General features: G+C 66.4%; 15 protein-coding genes. 8 read left to right on the top strand and 7 right to left on the bottom strand.

The features are described 5' to 3' along the window. Positions 1 to 8: 8 nt before the first annotated feature. Complete coding sequence (locus E8L99_RS21490; protein WP_137101476.1) at positions 9 to 2,009, bottom strand: polysaccharide biosynthesis protein; 2,001 nt, start codon at positions 2,007 to 2,009, stop codon at positions 9 to 11. Positions 2,010 to 2,368: 359 nt separating this feature from the next. Between E8L99_RS21490 and rfbC the strand changes: the two genes are divergently transcribed. The 5 genes from rfbC (at position 2,369) to E8L99_RS21465 (ending at position 7,528) form a co-directional block, all read left to right on the top strand. Then, positions 2,369 to 2,923 (top strand): dTDP-4-dehydrorhamnose 3,5-epimerase, encoded by a 555-nt coding sequence (gene rfbC, locus E8L99_RS21485; RefSeq protein WP_137101475.1) that lies wholly within the window; start codon positions 2,369 to 2,371, stop codon positions 2,921 to 2,923. 457 nt (positions 2,924 to 3,380) lie between these two features. Continuing rightward, a complete protein-coding gene (locus E8L99_RS21480; RefSeq protein WP_137101474.1) occupies positions 3,381 to 4,547 on the top strand; it encodes a Gfo/Idh/MocA family protein in 1,167 nt (388 codons plus the stop codon). A gap of 328 nt (positions 4,548 to 4,875) precedes the next feature. Then, a complete protein-coding gene (locus tag E8L99_RS21475) occupies positions 4,876 to 6,060 on the top strand; it encodes a dihydrodipicolinate synthase family protein (RefSeq protein ID WP_137101473.1) in 1,185 nt (394 codons plus the stop codon). Between the two features lie 2 nt (positions 6,061 to 6,062). Then, positions 6,063 to 6,929 carry a sugar phosphate isomerase/epimerase family protein gene (locus E8L99_RS21470; RefSeq protein ID WP_137101472.1) on the top strand — a complete coding sequence of 289 codons (867 nt, stop codon included), beginning with the start codon at positions 6,063 to 6,065 and terminating at the stop codon, positions 6,927 to 6,929. 173 nt (positions 6,930 to 7,102) lie between these two features. Next, on the top strand, positions 7,103 to 7,528 hold the full coding sequence (locus E8L99_RS21465) for a hypothetical protein (protein WP_137101471.1): 426 nt from the start codon (positions 7,103 to 7,105) through the stop codon (positions 7,526 to 7,528). 18 nt (positions 7,529 to 7,546) lie between these two features. Here the strand turns inward: E8L99_RS21465 and E8L99_RS21460 are convergent, their stop codons facing one another. Beyond that, positions 7,547 to 8,206 carry a TetR/AcrR family transcriptional regulator gene (locus E8L99_RS21460; protein ID WP_137101470.1) on the bottom strand — a complete coding sequence of 220 codons (660 nt, stop codon included), beginning with the start codon at positions 8,204 to 8,206 and terminating at the stop codon, positions 7,547 to 7,549. A gap of 79 nt (positions 8,207 to 8,285) precedes the next feature. Beyond that, positions 8,286 to 9,266: a Bug family tripartite tricarboxylate transporter substrate binding protein gene (locus E8L99_RS21455; protein ID WP_137101469.1), complete on the bottom strand. Its 981-nt coding sequence runs from the start codon at positions 9,264 to 9,266 to the stop codon at positions 8,286 to 8,288. A 202-nt stretch (positions 9,267 to 9,468) separates the two neighbouring features. On the opposite strand from E8L99_RS21455, the gene E8L99_RS21450 reads away from it, so the two are divergent. Beyond that, a complete protein-coding gene (locus E8L99_RS21450) occupies positions 9,469 to 10,233 on the top strand; it encodes a CPBP family intramembrane glutamic endopeptidase (protein ID WP_137101468.1) in 765 nt (254 codons plus the stop codon). On the opposite strand, the gene galE is transcribed toward E8L99_RS21450, so the two are convergent. The 3 genes from galE to E8L99_RS21435 form a co-directional block, all read right to left on the bottom strand. Then, positions 10,234 to 11,220 carry a UDP-glucose 4-epimerase GalE gene (galE, locus tag E8L99_RS21445; protein ID WP_137101467.1) on the bottom strand — a complete coding sequence of 329 codons (987 nt, stop codon included), beginning with the start codon at positions 11,218 to 11,220 and terminating at the stop codon, positions 10,234 to 10,236. It abuts the gene before it with no gap. A gap of 353 nt (positions 11,221 to 11,573) precedes the next feature. Next, positions 11,574 to 12,599 carry an aldo/keto reductase gene (locus tag E8L99_RS21440; protein ID WP_137101466.1) on the bottom strand — a complete coding sequence of 342 codons (1,026 nt, stop codon included), beginning with the start codon at positions 12,597 to 12,599 and terminating at the stop codon, positions 11,574 to 11,576. A gap of 129 nt (positions 12,600 to 12,728) precedes the next feature. After that, positions 12,729 to 13,541 (bottom strand): amidohydrolase family protein, encoded by an 813-nt coding sequence (locus tag E8L99_RS21435; RefSeq protein ID WP_137101465.1) that lies wholly within the window; start codon positions 13,539 to 13,541, stop codon positions 12,729 to 12,731. A gap of 37 nt (positions 13,542 to 13,578) precedes the next feature. Between E8L99_RS21435 and E8L99_RS21430 the strand changes: the two genes are divergently transcribed. Next, complete coding sequence (locus tag E8L99_RS21430; protein WP_137101464.1) at positions 13,579 to 14,319, top strand: GntR family transcriptional regulator; 741 nt, start codon at positions 13,579 to 13,581, stop codon at positions 14,317 to 14,319. Positions 14,320 to 14,340: 21 nt separating this feature from the next. Continuing rightward, positions 14,341 to 15,309, top strand: a complete 969-nt coding sequence (locus E8L99_RS21425) for a Bug family tripartite tricarboxylate transporter substrate binding protein (RefSeq protein ID WP_137101463.1) — start codon at positions 14,341 to 14,343, stop codon at positions 15,307 to 15,309. Positions 15,310 to 15,327: 18 nt separating this feature from the next. Here E8L99_RS21425 and E8L99_RS21420 read toward each other — a convergent pair whose 3' ends face one another. Beyond that, the gene (locus E8L99_RS21420) at positions 15,328 to 16,308 is read right to left on the bottom strand and encodes a Gfo/Idh/MocA family protein (protein ID WP_137101462.1); all 981 of its coding nucleotides are present in this window, start codon (positions 16,306 to 16,308) and stop codon (positions 15,328 to 15,330) included. Positions 16,309 to 16,326: the final 18 nt, after the last annotated feature.

Genomic DNA, 16,326 nt, shown 5'->3' with positions numbered 1-16,326 from the left:
CCTGTCGCTCAGCCCGCGACGTCGCCGCGCGCCTGGCCAAGCCTGACGACGCTCGCCTGGGACTGGGGGCGCAATTCCGGCACCAGCTCGCCGATCAAGGCGCGGACCTTGCTGTCGTCACCTTCCTCGGCGGCGGCCGCGAGGCCGGCGATGAAGGCCTGCATGCCGGGGAATGGCACAGTCTGGCTTTCGGCAGCGACGATACCGCGAATGCCCAGATCGAATTGCGGTTCGCGCTCGTCGAACAATTGCTCAGCCAGGCGCTCACCGGGCCGCTTGCCGATATAGATGAGCTTCATGCTCTTGTCGGGGTCGAAGCCGGCAAGTCGGATCATGCGGCGCGCGAGATCATCGATCCGCACTGGCTGGCCCATATTGAGCACCAGAACCGCCGAATGGGCGCCTGGTTCCCGAACCTCGGTGATGCGGGCGGCCGTCCACAGGAGGTCGGTCGCCTCCTTCTTGGTCATGAAATAACGCACCATGGCGGGGTCGGTGACGGTGACCGGGCCGCCGGCCTCGATCTGGGCACGGAACCGCGGAACAACCGAACCCGCAGTGCCCAGCACATTGCCGAAGCGCACGGAGACAAGCCGCGTCACGCGGGCCTCTGCGTCGACCAGTTGTGGGGCTGCATCGATCGACTGGACATAGAGTTCGGCAATGCGCTTGGTGCCGCCGAGGATCGACGCCGGCTTGGTCGCCTTGTCGGTGGAGATCAGCACGAAGACTGCGGCTCTCGCGGCAATTGCCGCGTCGGCGGCATTGACGGTGCCGATCACATTGGTCCGGGCGGCATCGGCCACCTCGCGCTCAAGATGGGGCACGTGCTTCAGCGCCGCGGCGTGGAAGACCACGTCTGGCTTGAACTCCGCCATCAGCCGCCCGAGGCGCGCGCGGTCCCGGACGTCGCAGATGCGGCCGGTCACGGCGTTGGTGCCAGGCTGGAACCGCAATTCGGCACTCGCCAGGATGGCGTGCAGGGCTGCCTCGGAATGGTCGATGACCAGCACCTCGGAAGCCCCCAGCGTCGCACTTCTGAGCACGAGCTCGGAGCCGATCGAGCCGCCGCCACCGGTGACGATGACGCGCTTGCCGGCGACGAAATCGCGCAGCGGAGCCTCGTCGACGTCAACGAGCGGCCGGATCAGCAGATCCTCGTCGATCACGGCATGCAACTGGGCCGGCCGGGTCATGTCGGTGGAATAGGCCACGTCGAGGCGGATGGCGGGAATGCCGATGCGGCGGAAACGGCCGACCAGGTCCTCGATGACAGGCCCTTCGTTCAGGGCGTCGGGTGCGATAATCGCACGTTGCACGACGATGCCGCGCTCGTTGGCGTCCTGGACAACGGCCTCGACGTGATCGAGCGAGCCCCAGACGGAGACGCCGCGCACCGCCTGGCCGATCTCGTTCGCCGTTGGCGACAGGATGCCATAGATGCGCAGCGGGCCGGCAAGCCCTGCTTCCGCCATGCGGATCACCGATTCCGCATCGGAGGCACGGCCGATGACGATTGCCGCCAGCGGGTCGATATTGCGGATCACAGACCGCCGCCAGCTGCGATAGGCCCGGTAGGCGACCCGCGGGCCGCCGAGCAGGATCATCTGGACGCACCAATAAATAATGAGCGTGCGGCCGCCGAACAGCTTGCCGGCCTCGGACAGGCGGGGTGCCACCAGATAGTCGGCCGCCAGCAGAATCAAGGTGAGGACCGACACGGCCTTGAATATGCCGAACAGGTCGTAGAGCGACGCGAAGCGCCAGCGCGAGGCGTAGAGATCGCAGGCCTTGTAAACGAGGATCGCGGTGGCTGCGAAGATCAGCGCGGGCGCGAGGGGGCCGATGCCAGTATAGGTTGGAAGCGGCGGCTCGCCGCGGAGCGCGATGGCAGCAAAAAGGGCGCCGAGCGTCACGCAGTAGTCGTGGGCCGCAACCCAGAACTTTTTCGCCGGATTCGCCACCAGGCGACCAATCATGCCGGCAATGGTGTGAAGGACGGGATTCAAGCGGTGGCTCGCTACCGGCAAATGGACTTGGAAACAGGCGACTGTCACCAGAAACCATTGTTCGCGCGTCGGGTCAACCGATCTGAGTGCCTGACGTTCCGTCAATAGATTTCACGGCACTCCGAACATGAACGTTCACGCCAGACGTACTTTCTTGTATTGCAATTGGCGTCATTTTATTAAATTCAGAACGTGTCAATGCTGGTGATTTTTACTCGAATTATATAGAAATCTACCGTTCTATATCGATGACGTTGCGGAAACACTGGCGCTGAGCCGCGGGCCTTTCTGAGAGGGTTGCAAGGCCCGGCCACTGGACTAGAACCAGCCCCATTGCGGCGCAGGTTCTGGGAGCAATGATGGCCGAGATCAACGGATTCGACATTGCCGGCCTGAAGCTCATTCGCCCCAGGAAGTTCGGCGACGAGCGCGGCTTCTTCTCGGAGGTGTTCCGGGCCGAGTGGCTGCCTGACACGGTCTTCGTGCAGGACAACCACTCGCTGTCCGAGAAGCGCGGCACGGTGAGGGGGTTGCACTACCAGAAGAACCCGCGCGCGCAGGGCAAGCTTATCCGCGTCATCGCTGGAGCGATCCTGGATGTGGCGGTCGATATCCGCTGGGGCTCGCCGACCTATGGCCGCCATGTCGCGGTGGAACTGTCGGCCGCCAACTGGAGCCAGCTGTGGGTGCCGGCCGGCTTCCTGCATGGGTTCTGCACGCTGACCGATGCCACCCAGGTCGTCTACAAGGTGACGGATTATTACAGCCCCGAGCATGACGCGGCTGTTGCCTGGGACGATCCCGATATCGGCGTTTCCTGGCCGGTTTCAGCGGCGGCGGTGACGCTTTCGGCCAAGGACCAGGCCGCACCGCGTCTCGCCGAGATCGGCCATCCGTTCCAGCTCGAGGGCTGAATCTGGCCGAGTGGCGATCGCTGTCTTGACTCTTGCACACCTCCTTAAGTAAATCACTGGTGAGTTAATTGGCTCCATCCAAGAGAGCCTTGTGACCGGGGAGATCGCGGATGACGGCAAGGCTGCCCCTGCCGTGCCTGACGGGGAGAGATCGGCGCGCCGTTCGGGCCGCGATCCTGCCGCTGCCTGACTGTTTCCGCCGACCGGCCCGATCCGAAACGCGGCCTCACCCTGGGCCCCGCGTCAGTACGATATTCCGGACGAAGGCGGAGACTGGTCTCCGCGCGCCCTATCCCACAATCACGAATTTCCGCCGTTTCGGCCTGTTCATGGTGGAGCTGTCGTGGACAAGGCCGGAGACCGGTCTCCGGCTGTGCGCCCGTCGGCCGCTGCCGCATGCGAGCCATCTGCCTCATCGTTCCCCTGATCTCACCACCTCCGACGAAGGACGCCCGTCATGAGCACCAAGCCATCCACTCCCCGCAGCCTCGGCGTCATCATGAATGGCGTCACCGGCCGCATGGGCACCAACCAGCACCTCGTGCGCTCCGTCGCCGCCATCCGCGCACAGGGCGGCGTCAAGCTGTCCGACGGCACGCGCGTGCAGCTCGATCCGATCCTGATCGGCCGCAATGCCGACAAGGTGGCAGCCCTTGCCAAGGCCAATGGCGTCGAGCGCTGGGGCACCGATCTCGATGCCGCGATCGCCGATCCGGCCAACCAGATCTTCTTCGATGCCGCGACCACGCAGATGCGCCCGACGCTGCTCGACAAGGCGATCCATGCCGGCAAGCACATCTATTGCGAGAAGCCGATCTCGACCAATCTCGCCGAGGCGATGCGGATCGTGAAGCTCGCCAAGGACAAGGGCGTGAAGAACGGCACGGTACAGGACAAGCTGTTCCTGCCGGGCCTCCTCAAGCTCAAGTCGCTGCGCGATTCCGGCTTCTTCGGCCGCATGCTCTCGGTGCGCGGCGAGTTCGGCTATTGGGTGTTCGAGGGCGACTGGCAGGAGGCGCAGCGTCCGTCCTGGAACTACCGCTCCGAGGATGGCGGCGGCATGATCCTCGATATGGTCTGCCACTGGCGCTATGTGCTCGACAACCTGTTCGGCCAGGTGAAGTCGGTGTCGTGCCTCGGCGCGACCCATATCCCGGAGCGCTGGGACGAGAACGGCAAGCGCTACAAGGCGACGACTGACGATGCTGCCTACGCGACCTTCGAGCTCGAGGGCGGCGTTATCGCCCACATGAACATGAGCTGGGTCACCCGCGTCTATCGCGACGACCTCGTGACCTTCAATGTCGACGGCACGCTGGGCTCGGCGGTAGCGGGCCTGCACGATTGCATGATCCAGCCGCGCAACGCGACGCCGCGCCCGGTCTGGAACCCCGACCAGAAGCAGTCCATCGACTTCCGCTCGACCTGGCAGAAGATGCCGGACAATCAGGTCTATGAGAACGGCTTCAAGGCGCAGTGGGAGATGTTCATCCGCCACGTGGTGGAGGACGCGCCTTATTCCTACACGCTGGTGGAAGGCGCCAAGGGCGTGCAGCTGGTGGAATGCGCGCTGCAGAGCTGGAAGGAGCGTCGCTGGGTCGACGTGCCCGCGCTGACGGTGTGAGGATGGGAGCGGGGCGCTTGTTCGCGTCCCCACCCTTAAAGAACAGACGTCACCCCCGGCGAGCCGCGAAGCGGCGAGGGAAGGGGGCCCAGGGGCCGTTTGTCCTGACCTCTCCGCCGTCTTGCCAGCGGAAGGGACTGACCTTGTGGCTCCTGGATCCCCTTCCCCTCGGCTACGCCTCGGCCGGGGATGACGATTGAGCATGGGGCCGCCGATCCGCGGCCTTGGACGTGCAGAAGGTCCTTCGAGGCTCAAGCCTCGAAGGACCATTCAACATCCGGGCAAGGCCCGGGATAAGCGACCAGGAAGATCGAAGGGAGCAACGACCATGCTGGACAAGCCGCAGACCGCCGCAAGTGTCGTCCTGCCGCGCGCCGACCGGACGCTGGAGCGTTTCCGCCTGTCGGTGCCGAAGAATTTCCCCGACCGGATCACGCGCCCCTTGAACCGCGTGGCGCTGGCCGCCGCCCATGTGGTGGCCGATCCTTTCGCCGAGGTCGATCCCTGGCTTGGCGCCGCGCCCGACTGGGAGCGCACCATGGCCTATCGCGACTATCTCTGGGGCCTCGGCCTTGGCGTCGCGGAATCCATGGACACCGCCCAGCGCGGCATGGGTCTCGACTGGCCGATGGCGCTCGACCTTCTGACCCGCTCGGTGAAGGCGGCCAAGGCGACGCCTGGCGCCGTGGTGTTCTCGGGCGCCGGCACCGATCATCTCGATGTCGCCGCAGCCCGGACCATTGACGATGTCATCACCGCCTACGAGCAGCAGTTCGCGGCCATCGAGGCTGTCGGCGGGCGCATCATCATGATGGCCTCGCGGGCGCTCGCCAAGCTTGCCAAGGGTCCGCAGGATTATGCCCGCGTCTATGACCGGATCCTCACCCAGTCGCGCGAGCCAGTGATCATCCACTGGCTGGGCGATATGTTCGATCCCGCGCTGGCTGGCTATTGGGGCACGCCCGATCTCGACGCCGCCATGGATACGGCGGTCGATGTCATCAACCGCAATGCCGCCAAGGTGGACGGCGTGAAGATCTCTCTCCTCGACAAGGACAAGGAGATCGCCATGCGGCGCCGGCTCGACAGCCGCGTGCGCATGTATACCGGCGACGATTTCAACTATGCCGAGCTGATCGCCGGCGACGATCAGGGCTATTCCCACGCACTGCTCGGCATTTTCGACGCGATCGCGCCGGCTGCCGCGGGCGCGCTGTCGGCGCTGGCCGATGGCGATACCGCCACCTTCCACGACATTTTCGCGCCCACCGTTCCCCTGTCGCGCCACATCTTCAAGGCGCCGACGCGCTTCTACAAGACAGGCGTGGTCTTCGTGGCCTATCTCAACGGCCACCAGGACCATTTCACCATGGTGGGTGGCCAGGAGAGCACGCGCTCGACACTGCATCTGGCTGAGCTGTTCCGGCTCGCCGATGCCGCCGGCATCCTGCGCGATCCGGAGCAGGCGGCGGCACGGATGGCGACGGTGATGGCGGCGCGGGGCATTGCCTGACCATGCGCGACTTCTCGAAGGACCATAGCCTCCTCTCCCTCAACACCGCGACGGTGAGGAAGCAGGGCGATCTCCTCGCCATTATCGAGGCCTGCGCGCGCCACGAGATCCGCGCCATCTCGCCCTGGCGCGACCAGGTGGCGACTGTCGGCCTCGACGCGGCGGTGAAGGCGGTCAAGGCCAACGGGCTGAAGCTCTCGGGCTATTGCCGGGGCGGCATGTTCCCGGCCGATGCCGCCCACCGGGCAGCCGCGCGTGACGATAACCGCCGCGCGGTCGACGAAGCCGTGGCCTTTGGTGCCGCTTGTCTCGTGCTGGTAGTGGGCGGCCTGCCGCATTATGCGCGCCCCGGTTCGGCGATCTCGCATGATCTGGGAGCCGCGCGCCAGCAGGTGGAAGACGGCATCGGGGAGCTGCTGGACTATGCCAGGACAGCCGCCATGCCGCTCGCCATCGAGCCGCTGCACCCGATGTATGCCGCCGACCGGGCCTGCGTGAACACGCTGGAACAGTCGCTCGACATCTGCGACCGGCTGGATCCCGGCCGCACTGGCGCGCTCGGGGTCGCCTGCGACGTCTATCACGTCTGGTGGGACCCAAACCTCTACCGCGATATCATCAGGGCCGGGCGCGAGCGCCTGCTCGCCTTCCATGTCTGCGATTGGCTGGTGCCGACCCGCGACCTGCTCAATGATCGCGGCATGATGGGGGACGGCGTGATCGAGATCGCGAAGATCCGGCAGGCGGTGGAAGCGCAGGGTTTCGAAGGGTTCTCGGAAGTGGAGATCTTCTCCGAACTCGACTGGTGGAAGCGCCCGATGGACGAGGTGCTCAAGACCTGCATCGAGCGGCACAAAAGCGCGGTGTGATCGGCGGGTGAGGGGCTACTCGTCACAGACCCGACAGGGGTCCCGCGCAGCGCGCCGCATCGCGCCAACCGGTTGCCGGGAGTACGAACAATGCCCGATTGCCCCTGCGGCATCTCTCGTCGATACTTGGTCGACGGGCTGGCAGATCGCTGGCCGATGCCGAGGTCCGGCCCATGTCGCTCGATCCCATCGCTCTCATCGCGACCGTCATCCTGCTCCTGCCGATGGGCTATTTCCTGCTGGCGGCGCCGGGCTTTCTGCTGGTCAAGCTCGACATCGCGCCGGTCACCGTGCTGATGCGCAGCATGTTCAGCGGCTATTTCCGGGTGCTGACGGTGGCAGCCATCGTCTCGACATTGGCCTTCGCGACCGAGGGTCGGTTGGCCACCGTGGCCGGTATTGCCCTGATCGCAGGCGGCGCGATTGTGGCGCGGGCCTGGTTCCTGCGCCGCATGGATGCCGAACTGAGCGCCCGTGATGGCGGCGACGCAGCGGCAGTTGGACGGCTGCGGCGGCTCCACTGGGAGGCAATGGGCTACAATGCTGCCCAACTGGCGGTGCTGATTGCCAGCGTTCCCCACATGGTGCTGCCGGTCTGACGCGCTCCGCGCGATCACTCACGCCTTCACGGCATGCATCACGAAATCGACCACATGGGCGCGCCGCTCGGCAATCACCGCGGCCTGCTCGAAGTCGCGCTCGAAGATCACCGACAGCGTGTAGATGTTGGAGAAGAAGAAGTAGCAGACGCCGGTCAGCGTGATCCACAGCTGCAGGGCGTCGAGGCCCGGGCGGATGACGCCGGCCTTCTCGCCCCGCTTGAGGATGCCGGCGAGGGCTTCGATGATCGGCGAGTTCATCGTGTTGACCTGGGCCGACTTCTTCAGGACCCGCGCGCGCTGACGGTTCTCGGTGCCGAGCAGGTTGATGAAGGTGCGGTCGCGCACGAAACTGTCGAAGGTGAACTCGACAAAGCGGATGAGAGCGGCCAGCGGCTCCAGCTGGTCGAATTCCAGCTTCTGTTCGGCCGAGCGGGCGCGCTCATAGGCCTCCTCGAGAACCGCCAGGTAGAGCTGCTCCTTCGAGGTGAAGTAGTGGTAGATCATGCGCTTGTTGATGCGCGCGCGATCCGCGATGTCGTCGGTGCGGGCGCCCTCGAAGCCCTTGTTGGCGAATTCGCGGGTGGCGACGTTCAGGATGCGGGCGCGGGTGGCCACGCTGTCGCGCTTGCGCACCGGCTTCTTGATCACCGGCGCGCCTGCCGCCTCGTCCGCCATGCCGTTCTGCTCCCACGCTCGCTTTGGTTCTGACACGGGCGATGGGCCGGCTCAAGGCGGCACGAGGCGGTGTGCGGCCTCACTCCACCTTGATATTGGCGGCCCGGATCACATCGCCCCATTTGGCGACGTCGGCGGCGTGGATCTGGCCAAGCGCCTGGGGCGAGCGTTGCGCGGCGGCGGGAGCCTCGGCGCCGAGCTGCAGGAAGCGGTCGCGGGCGCTCGGGTCGTCGATCGCCTTGGCGATCGCCTGGTTGAGAGCGGTGACGATCTCGGCCGGCGTGCCCTTGGGCGCGAAGATGGCGTTCCACACCACCATGTCGACGCCCGCCATGCCGGCTTCCGTCGCGGTCGGCACATTCGGCAGCACCGGCGAGCGGGTGGGGGCCAAAACCGCCAGCGGCTGCACCGCGCCGGCCTGGACCTGACCCATCAGGCTGGTCACCTGATCGCAGAGATAGCCGATCTGGCCGGCCACCACGTCCTGCAGGGCAGGGCCCGTGCCGCGATAGGGCACCAGCGTCGGCGTCACGCCCATGCGCGCGTTGAGCAGGGCGCAGGAGAGGTGCGAGGTGGAGCCGACGCCGGCATTGCCGTTGTTGATGGAGGCGGTGTTGGCCTTCAGATGGGCGGCGAAGTCGGCGAGCGTCTTGCCCGGCAGGTTCTTGTTCGCCACCAGCATGATCGGGGCGGAGGCGACGATGCCGACCGGCTCGAAATCGGTCAGCGGATTGAAGGCGAGGCGGGGATAGAGCGCGGGCGAGAAGCTCATCGTGCTCATCGGGCCCATCAGGATCGTGTAGCCGTCGGGGGCTGCGCGGGCGACGCGGGCAGCACCCGTCGTGCCGGCAGCACCGGCGACATTCTCCACCACCACCTGCTGGCCGAGGGTCTGCGACATGCGCTCGGCGGCGATGCGGGCGACGATATCGGTCGGCCCGCCCGGCGCGAAGGGCACCACCATGGTGATCGGGCGCGAGGGAAAGGTCTGCGCGGTTGCGGTGAACGAGCCCGCAACAAGCGCTGCAACGGCGGCAAGCGCCAGCCTGGTCCTGGACATGTCTTCCTCCTGAAAACGTAGCGATCGGCCTTGGCGGCCCGTTGCGACAAACGATAATCAGGGCCGGGCAGGGCGTCAATGAAGTATGTAACTGGTGAGTGACTAGTTGCCTGTCCTGAGCCCTCGGGACAGCCCTGTCGGTCCGCCGGCCGGCCACCGGCATGTCCTTGCCTTTAGGGAAGGTGTGAGGCAGGCTTTCGCCATGCTCGATGCACGCCGCCTGCCGATCGCGCTCGCCACTTTCGCGGTATGGACCGCCATCACCCTGTTCGGGGCGCGGCTGAGCCATGGATCGGCTGCCTCGCTTCTGGACATGCTGAAGAGCAGCGTCGCGCTTCATCTGGTGGCCGCGGCGCTGTTCCTGGTCGTGGTGGCGCTCGTCTGCGGCTGGCGCGATCTCGCGGTGCGTGGTCCGTCGCCGGGATCGCTGCGGATCCTGTGGCTCCCGATGCTCTATCTCGTCGGCTTTGCCGGGATGGCGACCGCTCTGGGCTGGCCGTCGATGTCGGTGTTGCTGTTCGTCGCCATCAACACCCTGTTCGTCGGCATTTCCGAGGAGCTGATGTTCCGCGGCGTGCTCTACCGGGCCTTCCTGACACGCTTGCCGGTCTGGCCGGCGATCGTGGCGACATCGCTCATGTTTGGCAGCGTCCACGTGCTCAATGGCTTCATCACGGGCAAATTCGGCGAGGCCGCCGTCCAGGCGTTGGCCGCGACGCTGACCGGTCTTGCGATGATGGCGATCCTGCTCCGCACCGGCTCGCTCGTGGTCGCGATGGCCTATCACGCCCTCTGGGACTTCCTGACCTTTTCCATGTCGGCGGGCCAGAAGGCGGGGACGGTCGAGGCGGCGGCTGCGGGCGGCTGGGCAACGCTTGTCCTGCCGATCGCGCTTGTCCTGCCCAATGCGGTCTACGGGCTCTATCTCATGCGCTATGTCGGGCGGCCGGCGCCCCGCGCGCCCTGATCACCCTGGCCCGTTGGCGAGGCGTCGCTCCCAGGCATAGGCGGCCTGGACGATCTCGTTCAGGTCCTCATGCGCCGGCTTCCAGCCGAGAATGGTCTTGGCGCGGGTCGGATCGGCGACCACGGCTGCCGCATCGCCCGGGCGGCGCGGCGCATAATCGACCTTGAACGGCACGCGGGTGACCTCGCGCACTGTGTCGATCACCTCCTTGACCGAATAGCCGTGGCCATAGCCGCAATTGGCCACCATGCTGGCGCCACCGGCGCGCAGGTGCTTCAGCGCCGCCAGATGGGCGCCGACGAGGTCGGTGACGTGGATATAGTCGCGCACACAGGTGCCGTCGGGCGTCGGATAATCGGTGCCGAACACATCCATCTTGGCGCGCAGGCCGAGCGCCGTCTGCACCGCCACCTTGATGAGGTGGGTGGCGTTCGGCGTCGACTGTCCCGTGCGGCCCTGCGGGTCGGCGCCGGCGACGTTGAAATAGCGCAGCACGACATGGCGGAGATCATGGGCCGCGGAGGCGTCGCGCAGCATCCATTCGGTGATCAGCTTCGACGTGCCATAGGGGCTTTCCGGCTGGGTCGGCGCGTCTTCGGCCACCGGCATGACCTTGGGCGTGCCATAGACCGCGGCGGTGGATGAGAAGATGAAGTGCTTCACGCCGGTGGCCACGGCGGCGGCCATGACGGCGCGGGTCTTGACCGTGTTGGCGAGATAATAGCCGAGCGGATCGGCGACCGAGTCCGGCACGACGATCTTGGCGGCGAAGTGGATGATGGCATCGACGCCGTGCTGGCGGATGACGGTCTCGACGAGAGCCTGATTGCCCATGTCGCCGACCACGAGGGTGGCTCTGGGGTCGACGGCCCAGACGAAGCCGGTCGACAGATTGTCGAGCACGACGATCTTTTCGCCGGCATCGGCCAGCTCCAGCACCATATGGCTGCCAATATAGCCGGCGCCGCCGGTGACAAGAACGGTCATGGATCACACCCTCGCTCGGCCGCTGACGCAGCGGCAATTAAGAGGGTTCTAGCGGGTGAAGGTCAAGAAAGTGCCAAGGGATCGATGTGCCGCGGCAAAGTCGTGGTGCTTCTCGCGATGGGGCAGGTTTGCCGCTTGACCCCTCACCCTAACCCTCTCCCCGCAGGCGGGGAGAGGGGATGGTCTGTGCCCGTTGGCGTCTGCGCGCTGTCCGGTCCCGGATTGGGAGCCGAGGCGGGGAGGAGGGGTGCGAAGGTTATCGTCGAAGGCCGCATGGCGCCGCATACCCTCTCCCCGCCTGCGGGGAGAGGGAAGGGTGAGGGGCCGTACGCGGTTGAAATTCGCCGCCCGTCTCACCCCACCGGCGGCGGGTTGCGCTTCATCATGGTGCGGCGCTGGTGCCAGTAGGGATAGACCGGCGGAATGGCGCTGGCGGCATCGAGCCTCGCCACCTGATCCGCCGTCAGCTTCAGCTCGCAGGCGGCGAGATTGTCCTTCAGCTGTGCGGCATTGCGGGCGCCGACAATGATGCTGGAGATCGAGGGCCGCCCCAACAGCCAGGCCAGCGCCACCTGTGGGATCGAGCGGCCGGTTTCGCCCGAGACATCTTCCAGCACGTCCGTCACGGAATAGAGCAGATCGTCTGCCACCGGCCAACTGGCGTCGGTTGCAAGCCTACTGCCCTCCGGCGGGCGCCTGTTGCGGCCGATCTTGCCGGAGAGCTTGGCGCCGGAGAGCGGGCTCCAGACCAGGGTTCCGACATTCTGGTCGAGCGCCAGCGGCATCAGCTCCCATTCGAAATCGCGCGCCACCAGCGTGTAATAGATCTGGTGCGTGACGGGACGCGGCATGCCGTGCCTGTCGGCCAGCGCCAACATCTTCATCAGGTGCCAGCCAGAATAATTGGACACGCCGTAATAGCGGATCTTGCCGGCGCGGGTCAGCGTGTCGAGGGCGTGCAGCATCTCCTCGATGGGGGTGAGCGCATCGAAGGCGTGCAGCTGGTAGAGGTCGATCACGTCCGTGCCGAGCCGCTTGAGGCTTGCCTCGCAGGACGCGATGATCTTGTGGCGGGACGTGCCGATCTCGTTCTCGCCGAGGCCCATGGGCATGCCGGTCTTGGTCGCGATCAGCACCTTGTCGCGGCGGCCCTTGATCGCCTGGCCGAGGATTTCCTCCGACTGGCCCGTCGAATAGCCATCGGCCGTGTCGAACATGTTGGAGCCGAAGTCGAGGCAGATGTCGACCAGCGAAGTCGCTTCGGCCACATCGGTCGCGCCCCATTTGCGCAGGAACTCGCTGCCGCCGCCAAAGGTCGCGGTGCCGAGCATGAGGGCCGGGATTTTCAGGCCGGAGCCTCCGAGCGTGCGATAGTCCATGGCGTCATCCCCTTGGCCGTTGTTGCTGTCCGGCAGGCGGGGAGTGTGTCTGCGGGCAGGGGCGGGATGCAAGGGCGGGAAGGCGGGGGAGATCTGCGGGGCCTGTTGCGGGGACGGCGTATCGCGGCCTCAGGCCGCGTTGGGCTGCGCCGCCCCTGGAAAGAACAGCCGCATCGCCGTGGCATCGAGGCCTTCGACCATGGCCGGTGTCAAACCAAGCGCGGCGGGCAGGACGGCATTCGCAGTGACCCGATCCTCGAACTGGGTCCAGGGCCAGTCGCTGCCCCAGAGCAGCCGCTCTGTACCAAAGGCGGCGACGAAAAGCGGCGCGAGGCTGGTCGCATCCGGACGCTGGACCCGGTAGGGCGCCGACAGCTTGACGTGGATGCGGGGATCTTTGGCAAGCGCCAGCAGGCCCTCAAGTTCGCCTGCGGTGGCTGACGGGCGGCCGAAATGGTCGACCACGATAGGCCCGTCAAATCCATCGAGCACAGCCAGGGCGCGCAGGAGGTCCGGCGCATCGGCATGCAATTCGACATGCAGGCCGAGTTGCTCGGCGGCGCGCAGGGTCGGGCGGTGGGCCGGATCGGCAATCAGCGTCGGTGCGCGGCCAACAAGGTTGAACCGCAGGCCACGGATGCCGGCTTCAGCCAGACGCGCCATCTGGCTCTCCGGCAGCGCCTCCTCGACGACAGCAACGCCGGCCAGCCGGCCGCTGGCCTGCTGCAGGGCCTCGACGAGATGGCTGTTGTCGGAACCGAGGAACGAGGGCTGCACCAGGACGCCGCGCGCGATCCCGTGTGCGTCGAGGAAGGCGAGATAATCGGCCAGAGCGACGTCATAGGCGGGCACATAGCGCGCCGTCGCGATGGCCGTCAGGCCGCGGTGGAAAATATGGGCATGGGTATCGACCCGGGGCATGGAGGCACTTGCGCTCGTCATTGAAGTCCAATAGTCCTCTATAGGACTAGAGGTTTCTATGGTCCTTGCGCAAGCCCCTTCTGTCGACAGCCGCCTGCCGCTGTATCAGCAATTGCGGGAAGGCTTCGTCGCGACGATCGCCGAAGGATTGTGGAAGCCGGGCGATGCGATCCCCGCAGAGGACGAGCTTGCCGTGCGCCACGGCGTGGCCGTCGGCACGGTGCGCAAGGCGATCGAGGGCCTGGTGGGCGAGGGCCTGCTTGAGCGGCGCCAGGGCCGGGGCACCTTTGTTCGCCGGGCGGATTTCGGGAGTGCGCTGGCCCGCTTCTTCCGCATGACGGATGCGGCCGGGCAGTCGATCCGGCCACAGGCCCGCATTCTCGCCCGCGACATCCTGCCGGCCGATGGCGAGACCGCCGAGCGGCTTGGCCTGATGGCCGGCGATCCCGTGATCGGATTGCGGCGCCTGCGCCTGGCCGATGGCGTGGCGATCCTGGCCGAAGAGATCAGGCTCGACCACAAGGCCTTCGGGCCGCTCGCCGATCTCGCCCTCACCGATTTCGGTGATCTTCTCTATCCGCTCTACGAGCGCATCTGCGGACGCGTCGTTGCGACGGCGCGCGAGACGATCCGGTTTCAGCCGCTGTCCGCGCCCATGGCGGAGGCGCTCGAGCTCCCCCTCGACAGGGCCGCTGTCGTCATCGAGCGCGTGGCGTTCGGTTTCGACGGCAATCCGCTCGAGTTCCGCCGCTCCTACGGTCCGGCCGACCGCTTTTCCTATTCGATCGACATCCGCTAACCGCCAAAACGGAGCCGTCCGATGACTGCCATGCTTTCTCGCCGCCTCGTCATCGCCGCAGGTGCCACCGGGCTGGCTGCCCCGGCGCTCGCCCAGGCCTGGCCCGCCCGGCCAGTACGCGTCGTCGTGCCCTATTCGGCGGGCGGCGGCGCCGACACGGTGAGCCGCATCCTGTTCCAGCGGCTCTCCGAGGAACTGGGCCAGTCCTTCTTCATCGAGAACAGGGGCGGGGCAGGGGGCACGCTCGGCGCCAATGTCGTCGCCACCGCGACGCCCGATGGCTATACGGTGCTCTATGACGCGACCGCGCATTCGGCCAATCCGACGCTGTTCGCGCGCCTGCCCTATGACACGCTCGCAGCGTTCCGGCCGGTCTTCCTGTCGGCCGTCGTGCCGAACCTGCTTCTGGTCAATCCGGGGGTGAAGGAGCGCACCGTCGCCGAGATCATTGCGGCGGCGAAGGCTGCTCCCGGCCGCATCGACTGGGCCTCGTCCGGCAATGGATCGGCCCAGCATCTGGCCCTCGAACTGTTCCGCACCATGGCCGGGATCGATGTCAGCCATGTGCCCTATCGGGGCGGCGGGCCGGCACTGAACGATCTGGTGGCGGGACAGATCCGCTATTTCTTCTCCAATGCCTCCTCGTCGATCGGCCATGTGCGCGGCGGATCGCTGCGCGCCATCGCCCATACGAGCAAGACGCCGCTCGACCTGCTGCCTGGCCTGCCGGCGGTCGCCGATACGCTGCCCGGCTATGAGGCCCTGGAATGGAATGGCGTCTTCGTTCCGGCGGGAACGAGCGATGCGATCGTCGCGCGGCTGAATGCCGGCCTCAATGCGGTGATCCGCCAGCCGGCCATTCGTGAGCGGCTGCAGGGGCTTGCGGTGACGGTGCGCGAGAATACGCCTGAGGAGTTTGGCGCTTTCGTGCGGGCGGAAATCGAGAAATGGGGCGCTGTGATCAAGGCCGCCGGGATCAGGGTTGAGTAGGCGCCACAGGGGGCCGGATCATTCCCCAGCCGCTGCCAGCTTCGGCGCGCTCTGCCCGCGATCGCCAAGGCAGCGCATGGCGATGTCGAGGCTGGCGAGGCCGTCCGTGCCGAGGACGGCGGGGGCCTTGCCCGTGCGCACCGCATCGATGAAGGCGACGAGTTCGGCGCGGAGCGGCTCGGCATAGGCAACCGACAGGTGGCGCATCGAATAGGAGCCGTCGGGCTTGTAGTCGAAGCACTCGGTCACCTGGCGGGTGATGAGATCGCCGGTGATGTATTTGTTGCGGGTCGCCACATGCACCGTGCGCGCCTTGAACGGCGTCAGCCAGTTGGTGTTGATATGGGCGAGCACGCCCGACACCGTGCGGAACTGCAGGAGGGCGATGTCCTCGCGCGCCGCATGGATCGAATTGGTCTGCGGCTGGATGTCCTGGATTTCCGAGCCGGTGAACCAGCGGATGAGGTCGATGTCGTGGACCGCGAGGTCGATGACCACGCCGATATCCGACATGCGCGGCGGGAAGGGGCCGACGCGGGTGATCTGGATCGACAGGATGTCCTCGCCGGCCAGCGCCTGCTTGATCGACTGGACCGCCGGATTGAACCGCTCGACATGGCCGACCATCAGGGTGAGGCCGGCGCGCGACGCGGCGTCGAGGATGCGCTGGCCGTCCTCGACCGTCTGGGCGATCGGCTTTTCGATCAGCACATGGATGCCGCGGGCGATGGCCTGGAGCGCGATCTGGGTATGGAGCTGGGTGGGGGCGGCGATGGTCAGGGCGTCGATGCCGGCATCCATCAGCGCGTCGAGCGTGGAAAAGCCGGCGCAGCCAAGCCGCGAGGTCACGAACTCGACCTGGACGCCATCGGGATCGGCGACGCCGACCAGCGTCACGCCCGGCAGCTCATCCAGCACGCGGGCGTGGTTCTTGCCCATGACGCCAAGGCCGACCACGCCGACCCTGAGGGGCTTGGCTCCATCCGTCATGCTGATCATGGTCGTCCGTCCTTGGAT

The organism is Phreatobacter aquaticus (assembly GCF_005160265.1).
GTDB classification, from domain to species: Bacteria; Pseudomonadota; Alphaproteobacteria; order Rhizobiales; family Phreatobacteraceae; genus Phreatobacter; species Phreatobacter aquaticus.
This window is presented reverse-complemented; position numbering and strand designations above follow the sequence as displayed.

What these genes read in the sequence shown, in the direction of transcription:
- rfbC (WP_137101475.1), top strand. Translation starts at nt 2,369, where the DNA reads ATGGCCGAGATCAACGGATTCGACATTGCCGGCCTGAAGCTCATTCGC.
- E8L99_RS21480 (WP_137101474.1), top strand. Translation starts at nt 3,381, where the DNA reads ATGAGCACCAAGCCATCCACTCCCCGCAGCCTCGGCGTCATCATGAAT.
- E8L99_RS21475 (WP_137101473.1), top strand. Translation starts at nt 4,876, where the DNA reads ATGCTGGACAAGCCGCAGACCGCCGCAAGTGTCGTCCTGCCGCGCGCC.
- E8L99_RS21470 (WP_137101472.1), top strand. Translation starts at nt 6,063, where the DNA reads ATGCGCGACTTCTCGAAGGACCATAGCCTCCTCTCCCTCAACACCGCG.
- E8L99_RS21465 (WP_137101471.1), top strand. Translation starts at nt 7,103, where the DNA reads ATGTCGCTCGATCCCATCGCTCTCATCGCGACCGTCATCCTGCTCCTG.
- E8L99_RS21460 (WP_137101470.1), bottom strand. Translation starts at nt 8,206, where the DNA reads ATGGCGGACGAGGCGGCAGGCGCGCCGGTGATCAAGAAGCCGGTGCGC.
- E8L99_RS21455 (WP_137101469.1), bottom strand. Translation starts at nt 9,266, where the DNA reads ATGTCCAGGACCAGGCTGGCGCTTGCCGCCGTTGCAGCGCTTGTTGCG.
- E8L99_RS21450 (WP_137101468.1), top strand. Translation starts at nt 9,469, where the DNA reads ATGCTCGATGCACGCCGCCTGCCGATCGCGCTCGCCACTTTCGCGGTA.
- galE (WP_137101467.1), bottom strand. Translation starts at nt 11,220, where the DNA reads ATGACCGTTCTTGTCACCGGCGGCGCCGGCTATATTGGCAGCCATATG.
- E8L99_RS21440 (WP_137101466.1), bottom strand. Translation starts at nt 12,599, where the DNA reads ATGGACTATCGCACGCTCGGAGGCTCCGGCCTGAAAATCCCGGCCCTC.
- E8L99_RS21435 (WP_137101465.1), bottom strand. Translation starts at nt 13,541, where the DNA reads ATGACGAGCGCAAGTGCCTCCATGCCCCGGGTCGATACCCATGCCCAT.
- E8L99_RS21430 (WP_137101464.1), top strand. Translation starts at nt 13,579, where the DNA reads ATGGTCCTTGCGCAAGCCCCTTCTGTCGACAGCCGCCTGCCGCTGTAT.
- E8L99_RS21425 (WP_137101463.1), top strand. Translation starts at nt 14,341, where the DNA reads ATGACTGCCATGCTTTCTCGCCGCCTCGTCATCGCCGCAGGTGCCACC.
- E8L99_RS21420 (WP_137101462.1), bottom strand. Translation starts at nt 16,308, where the DNA reads ATGATCAGCATGACGGATGGAGCCAAGCCCCTCAGGGTCGGCGTGGTC.